Origin of the sequence: Pseudoalteromonas sp. NSLLW24 (genome assembly GCF_015864725.1) — a bacterium.
GTDB classification, from domain to species: domain Bacteria; phylum Pseudomonadota; class Gammaproteobacteria; order Enterobacterales; family Alteromonadaceae; genus Pseudoalteromonas; species Pseudoalteromonas arctica.
The window spans coordinates 19,623-40,855 of the sequence record NZ_JADYWQ010000021.1; the positions used below are offsets into that span (position 1 = coordinate 19,623).

Annotated in this window: 18 protein-coding genes; 10 read left to right on the top strand and 8 right to left on the bottom strand. The window is 39.2% G+C overall.

What is annotated here, in order from left to right; genetic code table 11:
• Positions 1-151: 151 nt before the first annotated feature.
• The 3 genes from fadB to tusA all read left to right on the top strand — a co-directional run bounded on the left by fadB (position 152) and on the right by tusA (position 4,041).
• A complete protein-coding gene (gene fadB, locus I6E72_RS17535) occupies positions 152-2,311 on the top strand; it encodes a fatty acid oxidation complex subunit alpha FadB (protein ID WP_165736325.1) in 2,160 nt (719 codons plus the stop codon).
• A gap of 4 nt (positions 2,312-2,315) precedes the next feature.
• On the top strand, positions 2,316-3,485 hold the full coding sequence (fadA, locus tag I6E72_RS17540) for an acetyl-CoA C-acyltransferase FadA (protein ID WP_007584192.1): 1,170 nt from the start codon (positions 2,316-2,318) through the stop codon (positions 3,483-3,485).
• A 316-nt stretch (positions 3,486-3,801) separates the two neighbouring features.
• Entirely contained in the window at positions 3,802-4,041 is a 240-nt protein-coding gene (gene tusA, locus I6E72_RS17545) for a sulfurtransferase TusA (RefSeq protein ID WP_007377644.1), read from the top strand.
• 101 nt (positions 4,042-4,142) lie between these two features.
• Here tusA and I6E72_RS17550 read toward each other — a convergent pair whose 3' ends face one another.
• The 8 genes from I6E72_RS17550 to dnaA form a co-directional block, all read right to left on the bottom strand.
• Positions 4,143-4,628 (bottom strand): REP-associated tyrosine transposase, encoded by a 486-nt coding sequence (locus I6E72_RS17550; protein WP_101163030.1) that lies wholly within the window; start codon positions 4,626-4,628, stop codon positions 4,143-4,145.
• A 301-nt stretch (positions 4,629-4,929) separates the two neighbouring features.
• Positions 4,930-5,379, bottom strand: a complete 450-nt coding sequence (locus I6E72_RS17555; protein WP_165736326.1) for a hypothetical protein — start codon at positions 5,377-5,379, stop codon at positions 4,930-4,932.
• Between the two features lie 75 nt (positions 5,380-5,454).
• A complete protein-coding gene (gene glyS, locus I6E72_RS17560) occupies positions 5,455-7,524 on the bottom strand; it encodes a glycine--tRNA ligase subunit beta (RefSeq protein ID WP_165736327.1) in 2,070 nt (689 codons plus the stop codon).
• Positions 7,525-7,526: 2 nt separating this feature from the next.
• The gene (gene glyQ / locus I6E72_RS17565; RefSeq protein WP_007584197.1) at positions 7,527-8,429 is read right to left on the bottom strand and encodes a glycine--tRNA ligase subunit alpha; all 903 of its coding nucleotides are present in this window, start codon (positions 8,427-8,429) and stop codon (positions 7,527-7,529) included.
• A 142-nt stretch (positions 8,430-8,571) separates the two neighbouring features.
• Positions 8,572-10,998: a DNA topoisomerase (ATP-hydrolyzing) subunit B gene (gene gyrB / locus I6E72_RS17570; RefSeq protein WP_008172005.1), complete on the bottom strand. Its 2,427-nt coding sequence runs from the start codon at positions 10,996-10,998 to the stop codon at positions 8,572-8,574.
• A gap of 12 nt (positions 10,999-11,010) precedes the next feature.
• A complete protein-coding gene (gene recF, locus I6E72_RS17575) occupies positions 11,011-12,105 on the bottom strand; it encodes a DNA replication/repair protein RecF (protein ID WP_008138030.1) in 1,095 nt (364 codons plus the stop codon).
• 15 nt (positions 12,106-12,120) lie between these two features.
• Positions 12,121-13,224 carry a DNA polymerase III subunit beta gene (gene dnaN / locus I6E72_RS17580; protein ID WP_010555149.1) on the bottom strand — a complete coding sequence of 368 codons (1,104 nt, stop codon included), beginning with the start codon at positions 13,222-13,224 and terminating at the stop codon, positions 12,121-12,123.
• Positions 13,225-13,237: 13 nt separating this feature from the next.
• On the bottom strand, positions 13,238-14,626 hold the full coding sequence (gene dnaA / locus I6E72_RS17585; RefSeq protein ID WP_010555148.1) for a chromosomal replication initiator protein DnaA: 1,389 nt from the start codon (positions 14,624-14,626) through the stop codon (positions 13,238-13,240).
• A gap of 518 nt (positions 14,627-15,144) precedes the next feature.
• Between dnaA and rpmH the strand changes: the two genes are divergently transcribed.
• The 7 genes from rpmH to mioC all read left to right on the top strand — a co-directional run bounded on the left by rpmH (position 15,145) and on the right by mioC (position 20,816).
• Entirely contained in the window at positions 15,145-15,279 is a 135-nt protein-coding gene (rpmH, locus tag I6E72_RS17590; RefSeq protein ID WP_004335215.1) for a 50S ribosomal protein L34, read from the top strand.
• A 7-nt stretch (positions 15,280-15,286) separates the two neighbouring features.
• Positions 15,287-15,709: a ribonuclease P protein component gene (gene rnpA / locus I6E72_RS17595; RefSeq protein ID WP_007584204.1), complete on the top strand. Its 423-nt coding sequence runs from the start codon at positions 15,287-15,289 to the stop codon at positions 15,707-15,709.
• Between the two features lie 129 nt (positions 15,710-15,838).
• Complete coding sequence (yidD, locus tag I6E72_RS17600) at positions 15,839-16,114, top strand: membrane protein insertion efficiency factor YidD (protein ID WP_182696213.1); 276 nt, start codon at positions 15,839-15,841, stop codon at positions 16,112-16,114.
• Positions 16,115-16,122: 8 nt separating this feature from the next.
• On the top strand, positions 16,123-17,760 hold the full coding sequence (gene yidC / locus I6E72_RS17605; RefSeq protein WP_165722847.1) for a membrane protein insertase YidC: 1,638 nt from the start codon (positions 16,123-16,125) through the stop codon (positions 17,758-17,760).
• 135 nt (positions 17,761-17,895) lie between these two features.
• Positions 17,896-19,260 (top strand): tRNA uridine-5-carboxymethylaminomethyl(34) synthesis GTPase MnmE, encoded by a 1,365-nt coding sequence (gene mnmE / locus I6E72_RS17610; protein WP_007584209.1) that lies wholly within the window; start codon positions 17,896-17,898, stop codon positions 19,258-19,260.
• A gap of 245 nt (positions 19,261-19,505) precedes the next feature.
• On the top strand, positions 19,506-19,676 hold the full coding sequence (locus tag I6E72_RS17615) for a hypothetical protein (RefSeq protein WP_197113436.1): 171 nt from the start codon (positions 19,506-19,508) through the stop codon (positions 19,674-19,676).
• 690 nt (positions 19,677-20,366) lie between these two features.
• The gene (gene mioC / locus I6E72_RS17620) at positions 20,367-20,816 is read left to right on the top strand and encodes an FMN-binding protein MioC (RefSeq protein ID WP_024591277.1); all 450 of its coding nucleotides are present in this window, start codon (positions 20,367-20,369) and stop codon (positions 20,814-20,816) included.
• The last annotated feature ends 417 nt before the right edge of the window (positions 20,817-21,233 follow it).

The window sequence follows — 21,233 nt, forward strand, 5'->3', positions numbered from 1 at the left end:
TCAACCACCTTAGCACCAAACCAGCTATATTTTAACCAGTCGATTGTAACCGAGTTAAATTTTTCGTTGCATTTTTAATTTAAAGCAAGCACACTGATTGAAATGCAAACTCATCGTACCAGTCTTAGTTCGTCAACTAGGGAGAATAATAATGTTATATAAAAGCGATTCCTTTGAAGTTAGCTTCCTAAAGGAAAACATCGCCGAGTTTAAGTTTTGTGTTGCAGGTTCTGTAAACACATTATCTCAAAAAACTCTTTCAGATTGCGCAGCAGCATTAAAAGAATTAGCTGCCAATACTGATGTCAAAGGCATGATTTTTACCAGTGATAAAGACCACTTTATTATTGGTGCCGATATCTTCGAATTTTTACCTACATTTACTAAACCTGAAGAAGAATTAGTAGTGTGGATCAAAAACGCAACCGACGTTTTTGATGCAATCGAAGATTTGCCATTCCCAACTCTAAGCGCTATAAACGGTATGGCACTTGGCGGTGGTTGTGAGTGGGCACTTGCTACCGATTATCGTGTGGCAAGCGAAACAGCTAAAATGGGCCTACCAGAAGTTAAACTTGGCATAATGCCTGGTTTTGGTGGCACAGTGCGCTTACCACGTATCATTGGCGCCGATAACGCGATGATGTGGATTACCTCAGGCGCAGAAAACCGCGCAGAAGATGCCCTTAAAGTAGGTGCGTTTGACGCGGTAGTTAGTGCTGACAAACTTTTAGAGTCAAGTGTGTCAACACTTGAGCTAGCGATTTCTGGCAAGCTAGATTGGCAAGCAAAACGTAACGTAAAACTACAGCCACTTAAATTAAACCGTGTTGAGCAAGGCATGAGCTTTGCTATGGCAGAAGGTATGGTAATGGGTAAAACCAAAGGCCACTATCCTGCACCGGTTATGGCTGTACGTACTATTAAAGCAGCGGCAAACTGTACTCGCGATGAAGCAATGGCAATCGAAAATGCTAACTTTGCTAAATTAGCACGTACACCAGAAGCAGCTGCACAGACAGGTATATTCCTAGCTGACCAATACATTAAAGGTAAAGCACGTAAATTTGCTAAACAAAGCGATGTAGAAATTAAACAAGCCGCTGTATTAGGGGCTGGTATTATGGGTGGCGGTATTGCATATCAGTCTGCTTATAAAGGCACACCTATTATAATGAAAGACATCCAACAAGATGCGCTTGATTTAGGTATGGGTGAAGCGTCTAAGTTATTAGGTGCAAAAGTTAAGCGTGGCCACATGCCAATGGAAAAAATGTTGGCAACACTTAGCAAAATTAAGCCAACACTTAACGCGTCAGACCTACAAAGTGCCAACATTATTGTTGAAGCCGTTGTAGAAAACCCTAAAGTTAAGCAAGCAGTACTCGCTGATCTTGAAAAGACCATGCCAGAAGGTACGGTACTTACTTCAAACACATCAACTATTTGTATTGATTTACTAGCACAAGCGCTAGATAAGCCAGAAAACTTCTGTGGTATGCACTTTTTCAACCCTGTGCCAAAAATGCCATTAGTAGAAATTATCCGTGGCGCAAAAACCTCAGATAAAACAATTAATGCAGTAGTTGATTACGCACTTAAATTAGGTAAATCGCCAATTGTTGTTAACGATTGCCCAGGCTTTTTTGTAAACCGTGTTTTATTCCCTTACTTTGCAGGTTTTAGCAAATTAGTGGTTGAAGGCGCTAACTTTGCAAAAGTAGATAAAGTAATGGAAAACGTATTTGGCTGGCCTATGGGTCCGGCTTACTTACTTGATGTTGTAGGTATTGATACAGCATTCCATTGTACTGGCGTAATGGCTGACGGTTTCCCTGAGCGTATGGCGCGTGCTGATAAAGACCCAGTGACTATTTTTGCCAACGAAAAACGTTTTGGTCAAAAGAACAAAGCCGGTTTTTACAAATACGAAACAGATCGTCGCGGTCGTCTTAAAAAGTCTCATGACGAGACAGCAGTTGAGCTACTAAGCCCAATTACAGACGCACCAAAAGAATTTGATAAACAAGAAATCATCGACCGTTGTATGATTCCAATGATTAACGAAGTGCTACTGTGTTTGCAAGAAGGCATAGTTGCCTCGCCGCAAGAAGCAGATATGGCATTAGTTTACGGTGTTGGTTTCCCTCCATTTAGAGGCGGCGCGTTCCGTTACTTAGATCAAACTGGTTTAGCTAACTTTGTTGCAGCAGCAGACAAATACGCTCACCTAGGTGCGATTTACCAAGTATCTGAGCAAACTCGCAAGTGGGCCGAAGAAGGTCGTGTTTTCTATAAGGTGGAAGGTTAATATCATGAATAATCCAGTAATTGTAGATTGTATCCGCACACCAATGGGTCGCTCTAAAAGTGGTGTATTCAAACATAAACGTGCTGAAGACTTAAGCGCACATTTAATGAAAGGCTTACTTGATCGCAACCCAGCAGTTGATCCAGCATCAATTGACGATATTTATTGGGGTTGTGTACAGCAAACATTAGAGCAAGGCTTTAACGTAGCACGTAACGCAGCATTACTTGCCGGTATCCCACACAGCGTACCTGCTGTAACGGTTAACCGTTTATGTGGATCGTCAATGCAAGCATTGCATGACGCTGCACGCGCAATAATGACAGGCGCTGGCGACACTTACCTAATTGGTGGTGTTGAGCACATGGGTCACGTACCTATGACTCACGGCAACGACTTTCACCCAGGCCTTGCAACAACGATTGCACAAGCATCGGGCTCAATGGGTTTAACAGCAGAATACCTTGCTACGCTTCATGGCATTAGCCGTGAGCAACAAGATGAATTTGCTTACCGCTCACATCAACGTGCACAAGCGGCAACTGTTGAAGGCCGTTTCCGTCGCGAAATTTTAGCAATGGAAGGTCACGCAGCAGATGGTTCGCTTATATTAGTTGAAGACGACGAAGTAATTCGCCCAGAAACAACAGTAGAAGGCCTATCAAAGCTTCGCCCTGTATTTAATCCTGCATCGGGTACGGTAACAGCCGGTACTTCTTCTGCACTTTCTGACGGCGCATCTGCAATGTTAGTAATGAGCGAAGAGAAAGCAAAAGAACTTGGCTTACCAATTCGTGCACGCATTAAAGCAATGGCAGTCGCTGGTTGCGATCCATCAATCATGGGTTACGGCCCAGTACCAGCAAGTAAAAAAGCACTTGCTCAAGCCGGTATTACAATTGATGACTTAGGCGTAGTAGAGCTTAACGAAGCCTTTGCAGCACAATCATTACCTGTAATGAAAGATTTAGGGTTAATGGATGTTGTTGACGAAAAAGTGAATTTAAATGGCGGCGCAATCGCACTTGGTCACCCACTGGGTTGTTCGGGTTCGCGTATTAGCACATCGCTTATTCACTTAATGGAAGACAAAAATGTACGATACGGTTTAGCAACTATGTGTATTGGTTTAGGCCAAGGCATTGCCACTGTATTTGAACGTGTTCAAGACTAATTAGTTTTAAACATGTAAAACCATCTTGGTGATTAAAAAGGCGGACTGATTTTATTCAGTTCGCCTTTTTTATTAGCTTTAATTAAGTGAAAACGACCCTTTATCAAACAAGCATGTAACAGCGTAATTATGTGATCGGGCGTATTATTAAATAAAGTCTTTTGCAGCAATAAAGTTTCAAATAATATGGGCATATTAAGATAAGTAAAATAGTTAAATTACACTTAAAATTGCGTTAAACTCCCAAACTTATTAATTGCTATACCTAAGCACTCGCGTACACAGCAATCACTTTAATTAAACAGGCCAATTTATTATGAGCTTTGATAATCCCGATCACCAATTAGATGCCATAGGCCTTCGCTGCCCAGAGCCAGTAATGATGGTACGTGCTGCTATTCGTAAAATGAGTGATGGTGAAACGTTATTAATAACTGCTGATGACCCGTCAACAACTCGCGACATTCCGAGTTTTTGTACGTTTATGGATCACACGCTGGTGGCTAAAGATGCAGAAGAAGCACCGTATAGATATGTGGTTAAGAAAGGGCTTTAAAATAACGTAGGTTGGGTTGAGTTTTACGAAACCCAACGTATCTTATAATAATCGAAATAATTTCACTCATCGTATATATCGTTTAACTTATTATCACTCCCTCAGTTACTCGGTAATTTTGAATCTTTGACATATCGATGAAAACTCGAAAAAGGCCAATTACTGACTTTAGAAACATATTTATGTTTCACAGGGTTGTAGTGGATATAATTAATATGGTTATTTAAGTCTTCTTCATCTCTAATTTTATGCTCCCAATAACGGCGCTGCCAAATTCCACGCTCTCCCTTCGCTATTCGACTTTTATTACAAAATTCTGTTGCTGGAAGCTCTCGAGAAAAGCCTGATTTTATAAGCCGCCAACGCATTGCATAATTATTATCGCCTTTTGGTAATTGCCAAATAACATGAAGGTGATCGGGCATGATAACGATTGCAATCGTCTTTATTGGATGCTTTTTTGCCACCTTTGAATACACACGACGTAATAACTCTATATTTTCCACGAGCAAATGCTGAGATCTATCTTCTAAATTTACCGTAAAAAAATAACATGCGCCCGCCTCTAACATACGCTTATAACGCATATTTTTACCTATAGAATAAACAGATAAATAAGAGTATAGATTAGTTTTGTTAATTATAATCAAGACAATTTTAAGTCAAACTTATCCATGATATTGTTACACGCTTATAGCAACCACATAAACTTGTGTCTGGCGTAGGTTGTTTAATAACCACCAAAATAGTTTTATTCGCCACACATGTTGGGTTTCGTTTCACTCTACCCAACCTACGAAACCCCCTTGGTGTTAATGCTGAATAAACACTACAACGTCCTTGTCACAAATCCATTAATTCACTCGGGCTGCTTTAAAAATACAGCTATCACTTCTTCGTTATCGTCACTTGTGGCTTGTCGTAGTCACTGTAATCAATACTTACTATGTATATGCCTTTTATTGCTGGTGTGAAACTAAAGTAGTTATAAATAGTATTACAGTCTGCGATAGCTGGTTGGCCGAGTGTTAGGCTTTGCCCTGCTGGTTGTGCGTCGCTGTAACCACAGTTGTAACCTTCACTAAAATCGACATCGGCTATTTTAAATTCGTACACTTTACCAGGCGTCGAAAATTTCACTTCTGCTTGATAAAGCGCAGGGCCAACTGGTGCAAACTGATACTGGGGTTCTGCATCCCACAGTGTAAAGTCGCCACGTAAGTAAATTGTGCGGTCAAGCTCTTGCTGTGGTAATACATCATTAATCGAAATTTGGCTTGTACAGGCAGTAAGTAAAGCAGCAATTGCTAAGGTTAAAATTCGTTTCATAGAAATCATCAATGGGGTTTCCTTTGCATACAGTGAAAACTAAAAAGCCAGCAAAACGCTGGCTTTTAAAATTGCTAATCGGTGTTATTTTTGTAAAACAGAAATATCTGCAATACCTAAAAACAATCCGCTTAACTGGCTTAGCAGCGCAAGACGATTTTGCTTAACAGCTTCATCGTCGGCCATAACCATTACGTTGTCAAAAAAGTTATCAACACTTTCGCGAATACCTGCCAATTGGCTTAATGCTTCTTGGTAGTTTCCATCTGCGTAAAGTGGTGCAAGGTCAGTGGCAAATTTTGCTACTTGTGATGCTAATACTTTTTCAGCGTCGTCGCTTAATAAGCTCTCATCAACACTACCTTGGCTGGTAATGTCGTTTTTAGCCAGAATATTACCTACACGCTTATTAGCTGCTGCAAGCGCTTCTGCTGCGTCTAATGTACGGAAGTGGCTTACGGCTTTAACACGGCGATCAAAATCAACAGGTTTAGTCGGACGACGTGCAAGCACTGCTTGAATTACGTCTACTTCAATACCTTCGTCTTGATACCAAGCACGGAAGCGCCCTAGCATAAATTCAAATACGTCAGTTGATACATTTAAGTTAGTTAACTTGTCGCCAAACAATGTTTGCGATTTAGCTACTAGGTCTAAAATATCAAGTGGTAGTTCTTTTTCTACCATAATGCGAAGTGCACCAATAGCAGCACGACGAAGAGCAAATGGGTCTTTGTCACCTTTAGGTGCTTGGCCTATACCAAAAATACCCACCAGCGTATCAAACTTATCAGCAATCGCTACTGCGCAGCTAATTAAATTTGTAGGTAAGTTGTCGCCTGCAAAGCGTGGCATGTACTGCTCGTTTTGCGCTACGGCTACATCTTCGGCTTCACCATCGTGGCGAGCGTAATGCATTCCCATTACACCTTGCACGTCGGTAAATTCCATTACCATTTCAGTCATTAGGTCAGTTTTACTTAATAAGCCTGCACGCTGCGCTAACACTTTATCAGCACCTAATTGCTCAGCAATATAACCTGCAAGCTCACTAATGCGCTCAGACTTATCTTTAAGCGTACCAAGTTGCTTTTGGAACAATACGCTATCAAGCGATTCTAATCGGCTTTCTAGAGTTTTCTTTTTATCTGTTTCAAAGAAGAACTGTGCATCGGCTAAACGCGGGCGCACTACTTTTTCGTTACCAGAAATAACCACACTTGGATCTTTACTTTCTATGTTAGATACAAACAAAAATTTATTTAAAAGTTTGCCGTTTTGATCTAATAACGGAAAGTATTTTTGATCGTCTTTCATGGTGTAAATTAACGCTTCGGCTGGTACATCTAAAAATGCTTCTTCAAATGTTGCCGTTAAAGTAACTGGCCACTCTACAAGTGATGTTACTTCTTCTAGTAAATCTTCATCCATTGCAACAACAGCATTAACTGCTTTTGCAGCCTCTTCTATTTGCGTACGAATTTGTGCTTTACGTTGTTCGTAATCGGCAATAACGTAAGCAGATTTAAGTACGTCAAAAACGTCATCTGCATGGTTTATGCTAATTTTTTCTGGGTGGTGAAAGCGATGACCCTGAAGCTGGTTAGTTATTTTCTTACCAAGGATCTCACCTTCAAGTAACTCATCACCAAACAAAATAGTTACCGTATGCACAGGACGAATAAATTGTGTTTTATTCGCGCCCCAACGCATTGGTTTAGGAATTGGTAATTTAGCCAACGCTTTAGTAATTGCACCTGTCATTAGCGTTTTAGTTTCTTGCCCTGCTACTTTAGCAATGTGCAATAACCATGCGCCTTTGTCTGTTTCGAGTGTTTGTGCGTCTTTTACTTCAATACCACAACCACGTGCCCAACCCATTGCTGCTTTTGTTGGGTTACCGTCACCGTCAAATGCAGCTTTAGTTGCTGGACCGCGTTTTTCAACTTCTTTGTCTTGTTGCTTAGCTTCAAGCGCTTTTACTTGTAAACCTAAACGACGAGGCGATGCATACCAGCTTACGCCTTGATGTGCTAACTCTAGTGTTTCAAGCTCTGCAGTTAAGTTTGCAGCAAAAGCTTCTGCTAATTTACGCAGCGCTTTTGGTGGCAACTCTTCTGTGCCAATTTCTACTAATAAATTTTGTGCTGACATACTTACTTATCCTTACACAGCGGGAAACCAAGCGCTTCGCGTTTGTCATAGTAACTTTGTGCACACGCTTTTGATAACGCACGAACGCGTAAAATATAACGTTGACGTTCAGTTACCGAAATTGCGTGGCGTGCGTCTAGTAAGTTAAATGCGTGCGATGCTTTCATTACTTGCTCGTAAGCCGGTAGTGGTAAGTTTGCTTCAATTAACTTTTGGCTCTCTGCTTCACATTTATCAAACTGAGCAAATAAGTCTTCTACGTTTGCGTGTTCAAAATTGTAAGTAGACTGCTCTACTTCATTTTGATGGAACACGTCGCCGTAGGTTACGCGCCCTAGTGGACCGTCTGCCCATACTAAGTCGTAAATACTATCTACGCCTTGAATGTACATTGCTAAACGCTCTAGGCCGTAAGTGATCTCACCCGTTACTGGTGAACACTCAATACCACCAACTTGTTGGAAGTAGGTAAACTGCGTTACTTCCATGCCGTTTAACCAAATTTCCCAACCTAGGCCCCACGCACCTAACGTAGGTGATTCCCAGTTGTCTTCTACAAAGCGAACTTCGTGAGTTAGTGTATCGATACCCATAGCCGCTAAAGAGCCTAAATAAAGCTCTTGGATGTTATCTGGCGATGGCTTTAAAACTACCTGAAATTGGTAGTAGTGTTGTAAGCGATTTGGATTTTCACCGTAGCGACCATCGGTAGGACGACGACACGGTTGCACGTATGCACTCGCCATTGGCTCTGGACCAATAGACTTTAAAAAAGTTTGCGGGTGAAATGTCCCTGCGCCCACTTCCATATCAAGTGGTTGAATAATGACACAGCCTTGCTGCGCCCAATAATCCTGTAAAGCCAGGATCAAACCTTGAAAGGTTTTTACGTCATATTTTTGCATATTTGGCTTTTTACTATCTAAGAAGTAGCGTGAAAATTACCCTTAGTATACCGTGTGTACACTCAGGTTTTAAGCAGTTTGTGTAATTGAAGAAAATAAAAAAGGAGCCATTAGGCTCCTTTTTCTATGTAAGCAATATTTTTTACACGTCTAAGTTAACTACACGTAGTGCGTTCTTTTCAATAAACTCACGACGAGGCTCTACTTGGTCACCCATTAAGGTCGCAAATAATTGATCCGCGCCAACAGCATCTTCGATCGTTACTTGTAACATACGGCGAGCACTAGGATCCATTGTGGTCTCCCAAAGCTGGCTTGGGTTCATTTCGCCCAGTCCTTTATAGCGTTGAATATAGATCCCGCGTTTCGATTCTGTGATCAACCATTCCAAAGCATCCACAAAGTTATCAACAGGTTTTGTTTTCTCACCACGTTGAATATATGCACCTTCGCTAAGGATGTTTGCGATGTTAGTACCAGTCACAGCAATGCGTTGGTAGTCACGTGACGCAATAAAGTCATAATGAAGTACGTGTGCTTTATCTACACCGTGCTGACGAATATTCACAACCGGGTAATACATATTACGCTCAGCATCATGCTCTGTACCAGCATGGAAAATAGTCGCATCTTCATCACGTGCAATCAGGTCGTCAACCAACACTTTAGTCCAAGCAATTACTTTAGCTTCATCTGAAAGGTCATCAGTTTTCAATTCTGTTTGATAAATTAAGCGTTCCATTACCGTGTTAGGGTATTTACGCTTTAAACGCTCAATTACTTTAACTGTGTTTTGATAATCGTGAACGATTTCTTCTAGTGCCTCACCTTCAAGAGCTGGTGCATCTGTACTTGCATACAACGCTGCACCATTAAGAGCAAGCGATGTTAGGTATTCAACTAATGCAGGGTCATCTTTAATATAACGCTCCTGCTTACCTTTTTTCACTTTATAAAGTGGTGGTTGAGCAATGTAAATATAGCCGCGTTCTACAATTTCAGGCATTTGGCGATAGAAGAATGTTAATAGTAACGTACGAATGTGAGAACCATCCACGTCCGCATCGGTCATGATGATGATACGGTGGTAACGTAATTTCTCAGGGTTATATTCGTCACGACCAATACCACACCCTAATGCAGTAATTAGTGTTGCTACTTCTTGTGAAGATAACATTTTATCAAAACGTGCTTTTTCTACGTTTAAGATTTTACCTTTAAGCGGAAGAATAGCTTGGTTTTTACGGTTACGTCCCTGCTTGGCTGATCCGCCAGCAGAGTCCCCTTCCACTATATATAGTTCAGATTGGGCAGGATCTTTTTCTTGGCAATCAGCTAGCTTACCAGGTAAGCCTGCTAAGTCCATTGCACCTTTACGACGTGTCATTTCACGGGCTTTACGCGCCGCTTCACGAGCACGTGAGGCATCAATAATCTTACCTACAACAATTTTGGCATCAGTTGGGTTTTCTAATAAAAACTCAGTGAATTTTTCAGCCATTGCTTGTTCAACTGCAGACTTAACTTCACTTGAAACAAGCTTGTCTTTAGTTTGCGATGAGAACTTAGGATCAGGAACTTTAACACTAACAACAGCCGTTAAGCCTTCACGGGCATCATCACCGGTAGCATTGCTGGTTGTTTTAGCTTTTTTGTTAAAGCCTTCTTTTTCCATGTAGTTATTAAGTGTACGTGTTAGCGCTGATCTAAAACCGGCTAAGTGAGTACCACCATCACGTTGTGGAATATTATTTGTGAAACAGTAAATATTTTCTTGGTATGCATCATTCCACTGCATTGATACTTCAACGCTAATACCATCTTCTTCACGTTCGTGAGTAAAATGGAATACACCTTTATGTATAGGTGTTTTATTACGGTTTAAGTATTCAACGAAAGCTTGAATACCGCCTTCGTATTTAAAGTGGTCAGATTTATTTTCTTCACGTTCATCATTTAAAATGATGCTCACACCTGAATTTAGGAATGAAAGCTCGCGTAAACGCTTAGCTAAAATTTCGTAATGAAAATCTAAGTTTGTGAATGTTTCACCACTTGGCCAAAAACGCAGTTCTGTACCAGTCGTGTCTGATTCGCCAATAACAGCTAAAGGTGCATCTGGAACACCCATAGTGTAAAACTGCTCATGAAGTTTACCTTCACGGCGAACTGTAAGTTTTAGCTTTTCTGAAAGTGCATTTACAACAGAAACACCAACACCGTGTAAGCCACCTGATACTTTATAAGAGTTATCATCAAACTTACCACCGGCATGAAGTACCGTCATAATAACTTCGGCTGCTGATACGCCTTCTTCTTCATGGATAGAAGTTGGAATACCACGACCGTTATCTCGTACTGAGACAGAACCGTCTAAGTGAATCGTTACATAAATATCATCACAATGACCTGCTAAGGCTTCATCGATCGAGTTATCAACGACCTCAAACACCATGTGGTGTAAGCCTGTGCCATCATCGGTGTCCCCAATATACATTCCAGGACGCTTTCTTACTGCGTCTAATCCTTTAAGTACTTTAATACTCGACGAGTCATAATTCTCAGACATGGTTAATCCCACTTATCTTGTTATTAGGTTGCCATGTTTCACGTGGAACATTTGTAGTTCTCGTTGCATGGGTTCCACCACAGCAGAAATACTTTCAGACAAAATTGAAGAGATAAAAATTTGAGAACTGCAGTGAGCAAGTAATTGTCCCACTTTCTCTTTTGTATCTTCGCCTAACTCTGAAGGTAGATCATCTATTAGCAATATAGATTGCTTATCTGTCTCTGACTCAATTAAGCTATTTTGCGTAACTTTTAACGCATATAATAGTAACTTCAATTGACCGCGTGAGAATGTATTCTCCACGCTGTTGCCAGCGACACTAAAACTAAAATCGGCCTTATGAGGGCCTTTACTTGTAAACCCTTGGCGAGCATCTCGCTCAAAGTTTTGCTCTAACGCATCTGCAAGAGATTCGGTCTCTTTCCAGCCAGCGTTAAAGGTCATTTCTAAATCACGTACAAGCGTTAATTCTGCACACATTTTATCAAAAAACTGCTGCTTAAACCTACTTATATACGCCAATCTTAATTTATTTATTTCTTCAGCCAGTCTAACAAATTCTTTGTCCCAAAACTTAATTTGGTCAAAATAATTCTTGGGCTTAGTTTTTAACAATGCATTACGTTGTTTAAGTACTTTATTAAACGATTGCCATAAAAAAAAGAACTCATGTTCCACGTGGAACAAACCTAAATCTAAAAACTTTCTGCGCTCTTTAGGCCCACCAAAAAACAAAGAATAGCTCTCTGGTGTAATAATTTGCACTGGCATGAGTTGAGCTAGTTCGGATATTTTACGGCTCGCCTTACCTTGAATTTTTAAATTAGTTTCACCCGTTTGGGTTTTACTAATACCAATTGGAATAGATAAGTCGTGTATTGTTTTGCGCCCGTGAATTACAAACTGCTCTTGCTGATGCGCGATAATACTTTTGTGTTTTGGAGTACGAAAAGATTTGCCGTGAGAAAGGTAATAGATAGCCTCTAAAAGGCTGGTTTTTCCGCTGCCATTTTCACCATATATTATATTAACGCCGTTAACTGGTTCTAGCGTCAGCGCCTCAATATTACGAAAATATTTGAGGCTCAAATGACTTAAGCTCATTATGTATTTATAGTCTTATAAACGCATAGGCATAACAACGTACATTGCTTCTTCATCGCCTGCACCTTCAATTAATGCACTGCTGTTTGAGTCGGCTAATGTAAATAGTACGTCTTCTGTTTTTAATGTGTTTAGTACGTCTAATACGTAAGACACGTTAAACCCTATTTCTAGGTCGGCACCTTCGTAACTTACTTCAACAACTTCTTCAGCTTGTTCTTGCTCTGGGTTGTTGGCCGTAATTTTTAATAAACCATTTGATAAGTTTAAGCGTACGCCACGAAACTTTTCATTAGATAAAATAGACACTCGTTGGAACGCATTACGTAACCATTCTCGGTTAGCTGTAATTACTTTGTCGCCACCACGTGGTAATACACGACGGTAATCTGGAAAACGCCCATCAACCAGTTTACTTGTAAATGTAAACTCAATATCAATAATACGGATATGGTTAGCACCAAACTGAATTGTTACCAATTCATCGTCAGCTACCATAAGGCGCATAATTTCTTGCACACCTTTGCGAGGTATAATTAATTGACGTTGTGTATTAAGCGATTGCGTTAATTGCTTTTGCGCTATAGCTAAACGGTGACCATCTGTTGCTACTGTTTTTATATCGGTATTATCTACTTCAAACGACATACCATTTAAGTAATAACGTACGTCTTGATTTGCCATCGAAAAATGCGTGCTTTCGAGTAACTTACGAAGCTCTAAACGAGTTAGTTGAAATTCAACCTCTCCGTCCCACTCTTCTAAATTAGGAAAATCATCAGCAGATAAAGTCGTCAATGAAAAACGGCTTTTACCACTGGTTAAAAGTAATTGATGCTCTTGCAAGCTTAAAGTAATGTCTGAACCATCTGGTAGACTTTTACAAATATCGAGTAACTTTTTAGCGGGTAACGTTAGTTTTGTATCGGCAATATCATCACCTACAAATACGCCAGAAACTAGTTCAATTTCAAGGTCAGTACCCGTCATTGAAAGTTGTCCGTTTTCTACCACTAACAAAACGTTAGATAAAATTGGCAACGTGTGTTTGCGCTCTATTGCGCCCGACACTTGCACCAATGGCTTTAAAAATTGTTGTCTTGATATTGTTATTTGCATAATAAAGTCAGCCCTAAGATGACAATGTTCTTATTAAGTTTTGGTAATCTTCTTTAATTTCGTGGCTTTCGTCACGTAGTGATTTTATCTTACGACATGCATGTAATACGGTCGTATGATCGCGCCCACCAAATGCGTCACCAATCTCAGGTAAGCTGTGATTAGTTAATTCTTTAGACAATGCCATAGCTACCTGGCGTGGCCTCGCTATAGAGCGGCTGCGGCGCTTAGATAACAGGTCTGATATACGAATTCGATAGTACTCAGCAACAGTGCGCTGAATATTGTCTATGGTAACCAGTTTATCTTGCAAGGCAAGTAAATCGCGTAGCGCTTCTTTTACAAAATCAATTGAAATTGGACGACCAGTAAAGTTCGCATTAGCGATTACACGGTTAAGTGCACCCTCTAGTTCACGAACATTTGAACGTAATTTTTTGGCAATAAAAAAAGCAACTTCGTGTGGTAAGTTAATCTTACTTTGCTGGGCTTTTTTCATTAAAATAGCAACGCGTGTTTCAAGCTCTGGTGGCTCAATCGCAATTGTTAATCCCCAACCAAAACGTGATTTTAGCCTGTCTTCAACACCTTCAATCTCTTTAGGGTAACGGTCAGAGGTTAAAATAATTTGTTGGTTGCCTTCAAGCAATGCATTAAAGGTATGAAAAAATTCTTCTTGTGAACGCTCTTTGTTAGCAAAAAATTGAATATCATCAATCATTAATGCATCAACACTACGGTAATAACGCTTAAATTCTTCTATCGCATTATTTTGAAGTGCCTTTACCATGTCTTGAACAAAGCGTTCTGAATGCATGTAAACAATTTTAGCATCTGGCTTATTTGCCATAATGCCATTACCTACTGCATGTAATAAGTGAGTTTTACCTAAACCAGTGCCACCGTATATAAATACAGGGTTAAAAGCAGAGCCAGGATTGTCGGCAACCTGTGTGGCCGCAGCTTTTGCTAGTTGGTTTGATTTACCTTCAACAAAGCTATCAAAAGTATAGTTTTCTTTAATGTTAGATTTGTAACCTGACTTAGGTGCAGGTTCAACAACTGGCTTTTGCTCGCGAGGCTGTTGTTTTGCTGAAGCGTGTGCACTTGGTGCCGATTGAGTTTCTATAACCGGTGCAGCTTGTGCATTTAATAAAGGTTTACTACCTACATCAAAACGTAGTTTTGGTGCTTCAACACCACAAATCTCTACTAGTAATTCGTTAATTCTATTTAGGTACTTTTCTCTCACCCAATCAAGCACAAAGCGATTAGGTGCATAAATCGTCAAGGTATCTTCGGTACTTTCTGCTTGTAGCGGTCTTACCCACATACTGAATTGCTGCGAAGGCAGCTCATCTTGCAATACATATAAACAACTTTGCCAAACCGACAGATACACAGTTAAACTCCCAGAGATATAATTTTTATTCCCGCACATCATTAATGATTATAAATCATACATTTATTGCGTTCAAATGGTCCAATAAGCGACCCAAGACCGCGTATTATGAAGACACTTTATCCACAAGTAAAAGATTGATTTTTATAAAATTGTTGATATCGATGTATAAAATCATTAACAAGCTGATTTAAAACAGTTTTTATTTTAGATCCTGAGAGGAGATCATAACAAAATAACACCAAGATCGCGAACCAAATTTACGATCCAATTTACTTTTCCCCCGCTTTTATTCACTTTTTATACAGGGGCTGTGGAAAACTTCTTATTTATGATGATCCTAACAGATCGCCTTATATGATCTCTTATATAGTAGTAGGTGGGTTATATACCCTTAACGTAATTATGATTGACTTTACATTACTTACTCTATAATATCTCGCGCTCGCAATGGCACCTATGCCAGGATCGCGACCTGTATAGGATGTTTTAACTTTAACCGATCGGATGAGATTGTTATGAAAAGAACTTTTCAACCTAGCGTTTTAAAACGCAAACGTGCACACGGCTTCCGTGCTCGCATGGCAACTGTAAATGGCCGTAAAGTATTAGCACGTCGCCGCGCTAAAGGCCGCAAAGTTCTTTCTGCTTAATTTATAAGTGGAAGACTTTAGCTTTGGCAGGGAGTTACGTCTGTTAACTCCCTCGCATTACTCTCGCATATTTAATGAACCCGCTCGGGCTGCAACTCCTTTCTTTACTCTATTAGCTAAACCAAATGACCAAGAAAAACCTCGGTTAGGTCTTACTGTTGCTAAAAAACGTGTAAAAAAGGCATGCCAACGAAACCGTATTAAACGTCTCGCTCGCGAAAGTTTTCGTTTAAATCAACACAGCATCGATAATATTGATATTGTGCTTATGGTTAAAAATGGTATTGATGAGCAGTCTAATGAAGAAATAACCAAACAACTTACTAAATTATGGCGAAAAATTAACGAACGCTGTAAACCAGGTGCACCTAAACCGCCACCTTTTAAGAAACGCCCAAACAAATCAGCTAAATCTAATAAACAAACCTAATTGCAATAGAATTGCAGGGTTAATTAATGTATCTTTAGCTCACCTTTTAATCATGCATTTAAATTTTCTAATTGAGTCTTTAAATACATGATATCTATCTCACTAAACTTAAGTAGGGGCATAAACATCATGAGGTTAATTAAACCACTTGTTGCTTTTCCTAAGATTTGTTTAGTGTTATTTATCCGCGGTTATCAAAAGTGGATTAGCCCGCTGTTAGGTCCGCATTGTCGTTTTAATCCAAGCTGCTCACATTATGCAATTCAAGCAATTAATTTGCATGGATTTATAAAAGGTAGTTGGTTAGCTTTAAAACGCATATTAAAATGCCATCCTTTACATTCAGGCGGAAACGACCCCGTTCCTGAAAAATTAACCCATATTAACCACCAACACGAGAAATAAGAGCTGTTATGGAATCGCAACGCACGTTTTTATTAATTGGCCTAATGCTAGTGTCGTTTTTATTGTTCCAAGAATGGGATAATGATTACAACAAGCCTAAAGTCGATCCAAGTGCCACAACACAAACACTACAAGCAAATTCACCAGAGTCGGATGATTATATTCCTTCATCGTCAGATTCAGAGTTACCTGCTTCAGCAACTTTAGCTAAGCGTTCAGTTATTGAAATTACAACTGACGTTTTTAAAGTTAAAATTGACACCAAAGGCGGTGACATTGTTGAAACAGACCTTCTTCAATACGAAGAGACAAAAGGCAGTGAAACGCCTTATATGCTTCTTGGTCAGCTTGATGGTGGCAAACAATACTTTTCACAAAGTGGCTTAATTGGCTTAAATGGCCCTGACGCATCAGCTAACGGTCGCCCTACTTACAATACCGAACAAAAGTCATATACCTTAACGGGTGATGAGCTTCGCGTTCCACTTCAGTTTACTGATAGTAATGGTGTTAGTTTTACTAAAACGTATGTATTCAAAAAAGGTCAGTATGACGTAGGCTTAGAATACAAAATTAACAACACTACCAGCGCACCTCTTCAAGTACAGCTATACACGCAAATTAAGCGTACCGTACAAGAAAAAGGTAGCATGGTTGATCAAAACTATTTAGGTGCTGCATACGGTACTGATGAAGAAAAATACGAAAAGTATAGTTTTTCAGATATGGCTGATAAAAACCTAAATAAAAGCACACAAGGTGGTTACGTTGCCTTTATTCAACATTACTTTGTAAGTGCTTGGGTTCCAATGCAGGACCAATCAAATACACTTTATAGCTTAATCACAAAAAGTAATGCCGCTATTATTGGTGCTAAAGATCCCGCTGTAAATATTCAAGCTGGTAGTGAGCAAATACTAACTGCTACTTATTATATGGGCCCGAAAGAGTCAGATATTCTTGAAGCGATTCACCCAGACCTAGACCTAACCGTAGATTACGGTTGGTTATTTTTTATCTCGCAACCTTTATTTGTATTGCTAAAATGGCTACACAGCATTTTAGGTAACTGGGGTGTAGCAATTATTGCCATCACTATTATCGTTAAATCGTTAATGTACCCACTTACTAAAGCGCAATACACTTCAATGGCAAAAATGCGTGCCCTACAGCCTAAAATGGCAGCCCTTAAAGAAAAGTTTGGTGATGACCGTCAAAAGTTCGGCCAAGCAACTATGGAAATGTACAAAAAAGAAAAAGTTAACCCAATGGGTGGCTGTTTCCCTATTTTGCTACAAATGCCAATTTTCTTAGCCTTGTTCTACGTATTCTTAGAGTCTACTGAACTTCGCCATGCTGAATTCATTTTTTGGTTAACTGACCTTTCTGCGAAAGACCCGTACTACGTATTGCCAATATTATTTGGTGCGAGTATGTTTGTGACGCAAAAGCTACAACCTATGACGGTTACTGATCCAATGCAGCAAAAAATGATGACCTTTATGCCGGTTATCTTCTCTGTATTCTTCTTATGGTTCCCATCTGGTTTAGTTCTTTACTGGTTAGTGTCTAACCTTATTTCTATTGTCCAGATGTTAATCATCTACCGTGGCATGGAAAAGAAAGGAATTAAAGTAAGAGGCTAACTAAGCTCCTACTTATATAAAGGCGACTTCGGTCGCCTTTTTTATTGCCTGTTTTTCACCACAGCTATTCGCTACAAATAAATCGATAGGTTACAATACGGGCATAAAGTTACTCATCGTTGGCAAATTAATAGCATGATCAATCAAGATACAATTGCAGCACAAGCAACAGCACCAGGGCGTGGTGGTGTTGGTATTATTCGCGTTTCAGGTAGCCTTGCTAAAAGTGTCGCCGAAAAAGTAGTAGGTAAAATACCTAAAGTTCGCTACGCCGATTATGTGCCATTTAAAAGCCTTGCTGGCGAGCAACTTGATCAAGGTATTGCCATTTACTTTGCAGGTCCTAACTCATTTACTGGTGAAGACGTACTTGAATTACAAGGCCACGGCGGTCCTGTAGTACTGGATATGTTACTTAAAGAAATTAGTAAAATAGAGGGCGTTCGTTTAGCAAAGCCTGGTGAGTTTTCTGAGCGCGCATTTATGAATGACAAGCTTGATTTAACACAAGCAGAAGCCATCGCCGACTTAATTAATGCCACTAGCGAGCAAGCCGCTAAAAGCGCCCTACAGTCTCTCCAAGGTGAGTTTTCTAAGCACATAGAAACACTCGTAGAAAAAGTAATTCACTTACGCATGTATGTAGAAGCGGCAATAGATTTTCCTGATGAAGAAATTGATTTTTTATCAGATGGTAAAGTGTCAGGCGACTTAGACGCGATTATTACTCAGCTTAACACTGTAACCAACCAAGCCAAGCAAGGCAGTATCATGCGCGAAGGTATGCGTGTTGTTATTGCAGGTCGCCCTAATGCGGGTAAATCAAGCCTGCTTAACGCTCTAGCCGGTCGTGAAGCCGCAATCGTAACAGAAATAGCCGGTACCACTCGCGACGTACTACGAGAGCATATACATATAGATGGTATGCCACTGCATATTATAGATACCGCAGGCCTTCGTGAAAGCCCAGACAGAGTAGAACAAATAGGTATTGAGCGTGCATGGGATGAAATAAACCAAGCCGACCGCGTTTTATTTATGCTTGATGGCACTGATACTATAGATACTGACCCGCACAAAATTTGGCCTGAATTTATGGCAAAATTACCAGAAGGTATGGGGGTTACGGTCATCAGAAATAAAGCTGATTTATCGGGCGACATAGTGGGCATGGAGCAAGAACAACAATACCCGGTTATCAGCTTAAGTGCTAAAAACGCTGACGGCATTGAACTTGTACGCGAGCATTTAAAAGCCTGTATAGGCTTTCAAGGTGCAACAGAAGGTGGCTTTATGGCGCGCCGTCGTCATTTGGATGCACTAGAAAGTGCTGCGTATCATTTAGAAACGGGTAAAACACAATTAGAAATGCACATTGCTGGTGAAATACTCGCTGAAGAACTGCGTTTAACACAGCAGTATTTGAATGAAATAACCGGTGAATTTACCTCAGACGACCTACTTGGCAAAATATTTAGCTCGTTTTGTATTGGTAAATAAACACCCTATTACAGATATATTTTTATTATAAGAGCACTTAGGTGCTCTTTTTTTATGTAAAATATTCTGCTGTAAAATATGTATTTATACACCTGATGCCTGCAAATTACTGCCAATAAAATCATATCCAAAACTACCTTTGTTACGTGCTAAGAGAGGTCAGATTATATAGAGTAGGCAATACTGAGAGTGCTTATTGGGGGAATTAATAGCACAAATTACACCTATTATTAAGGCTAAAACCGATGCCTTTTCAAACAACCGCACGCTTTAATAGCGTTATATGTCATACAAAAAGTAGTTATAAATGGCTTCCTTATACTTACTTTAGCTCACAAAAATGCACTAAAAAACACCTCATACACGCAAAAGATGATGCTATTCGCTCAATTAAAGAGCTAAAAAACACTGATTAGTACTCTAAAAAGCTTACTTTTGACAACATATAATTTGATGATCACTGTGATTTTTAAATAAAATAACTCAACTGCTAAGTATTCAAAACTTTTGATCTGCTTACTCCACCAGCAAAATTAATAAAAATAGCAGCTCTAAATTCGCATAAAATTAAAAATACCGAGATCACTTATCCACAATACCTAATTTTCAGCTCAAATAAATACCAAAACTAGGTAAATCAGCTGCAAAAACCTCATGATCAATTGTAATTTATCTATTTATGAACTTATTTTTAATTAATTTCATTAGATCTGCTTTATTAGATCATTTTTAAAAATTATTTTCGATCCAAATTTAAGGTTATCAACAGGCTTTATATCCACATTATGATCAACATGTATTTTTAATTGAGATATTTACAATTTAATTCTTTACTGACAAGTAATATCAATAACTTAGCGAATATAAAACAACCTAAAAAAACAGTTTAAGCAGAGCTTTCCCCACTGTTATCAACAACTTGATCAGAAGATTACATTTAAAGATAATTTGTTAAACACTATATTATCAACAACTTAAAGACAAAATTTTGAATGAGTGTAAAATTACCGCAAAAATAGTTATACAAAAAAGCACTCTTAACTTTACTGTTATCCTCACTCAGTTATCATAGGCGGCAATTAAAACCAATGTGATCACTAATATTCATGAGTTCAGTAAATCTTATTGTCGGCAGCCAAATGGGATCAGCCGAGTATGTTGCAGAGCAATTAAGCGACGCGCTTAATAACCTTGGTATTACTACGCAACTACATGATCAACCTGAATTTAGCGATATTGATCAGCAAAATACCATTTGGTTAATCTGCACATCAACTTATGGTGCAGGTGATTACCCTGAAAATCTTATTAGTTTTGTTGAAGATGTAACTCAAGCAGATGATTTATCTGAATTAAAATATTCAGTAATCGCTTTAGGCGACACTAGTTATGACACTTATAACCTAGCAGGACGTAATATAGATGCCTTATTAACTCAAAAAGGCGCTATAAAAGTAGCAGAACGTTTAGAGCTTAATATTCTCGATGAAGCACTACCAGAAGACACTGCATTAACATGGTTAGACTCTTGGATAGCTCAAACAGGCATAAAATAGATAGATCAAGTAAAAAGTTATATATAAAGTTACCCACAATTTACTAATAATTTAATAGGTTTTGTGGATAAAGATTGAATAAACTGCGTTTTAAAGCATGCTTATCCATTGGATAAGATCCAACTGATTCAACCCTGTGCATAAAGTGCCTTTTTGATCAGAGCTTATTTGCTGGATGATCCGATCATATTAACACCTTTAGATCTGATCTAATTTCATGTTTTAAATGAAGATCTAAACCTTATCAACAGAAAAGTCGATCAGTAGTAGTAATAGTAATAAAAGATCTCTTTAAAAGATCCTTTATATTATTAGAGATCACATACTTAGATCTTGCCCTTTGTTTAATCATTTATCTTCTGCCAATTTCTAGGTAGAATACGCTCCCTTTTGAAGTTTACCGGTTTGATTTAAGTA

Bases quoted from the DNA above. Each gene is read 5' to 3' on its own strand.
- fadB (WP_165736325.1), top strand. From the start codon at position 152: ATGTTATATAAAAGCGATTCCTTTGAAGTTAGCTTCCTAAAGGAAAAC.
- fadA (WP_007584192.1), top strand. From the start codon at position 2,316: ATGAATAATCCAGTAATTGTAGATTGTATCCGCACACCAATGGGTCGC.
- tusA (WP_007377644.1), top strand. From the start codon at position 3,802: ATGAGCTTTGATAATCCCGATCACCAATTAGATGCCATAGGCCTTCGC.
- I6E72_RS17550 (WP_101163030.1), bottom strand. From the start codon at position 4,628: ATGCGTTATAAGCGTATGTTAGAGGCGGGCGCATGTTATTTTTTTACG.
- I6E72_RS17555 (WP_165736326.1), bottom strand. From the start codon at position 5,379: ATGATTTCTATGAAACGAATTTTAACCTTAGCAATTGCTGCTTTACTT.
- glyS (WP_165736327.1), bottom strand. From the start codon at position 7,524: ATGTCAGCACAAAATTTATTAGTAGAAATTGGCACAGAAGAGTTGCCA.
- glyQ (WP_007584197.1), bottom strand. From the start codon at position 8,429: ATGCAAAAATATGACGTAAAAACCTTTCAAGGTTTGATCCTGGCTTTA.
- gyrB (WP_008172005.1), bottom strand. From the start codon at position 10,998: ATGTCTGAGAATTATGACTCGTCGAGTATTAAAGTACTTAAAGGATTA.
- recF (WP_008138030.1), bottom strand. From the start codon at position 12,105: ATGAGCTTAAGTCATTTGAGCCTCAAATATTTTCGTAATATTGAGGCG.
- dnaN (WP_010555149.1), bottom strand. From the start codon at position 13,224: ATGCAAATAACAATATCAAGACAACAATTTTTAAAGCCATTGGTGCAA.
- rpmH (WP_004335215.1), top strand. From the start codon at position 15,145: ATGAAAAGAACTTTTCAACCTAGCGTTTTAAAACGCAAACGTGCACAC.
- yidD (WP_182696213.1), top strand. From the start codon at position 15,839: ATGAGGTTAATTAAACCACTTGTTGCTTTTCCTAAGATTTGTTTAGTG.
- yidC (WP_165722847.1), top strand. From the start codon at position 16,123: ATGGAATCGCAACGCACGTTTTTATTAATTGGCCTAATGCTAGTGTCG.
- mnmE (WP_007584209.1), top strand. From the start codon at position 17,896: ATGATCAATCAAGATACAATTGCAGCACAAGCAACAGCACCAGGGCGT.
- I6E72_RS17615 (WP_197113436.1), top strand. From the start codon at position 19,506: ATGCCTTTTCAAACAACCGCACGCTTTAATAGCGTTATATGTCATACA.
- mioC (WP_024591277.1), top strand. From the start codon at position 20,367: ATGAGTTCAGTAAATCTTATTGTCGGCAGCCAAATGGGATCAGCCGAG.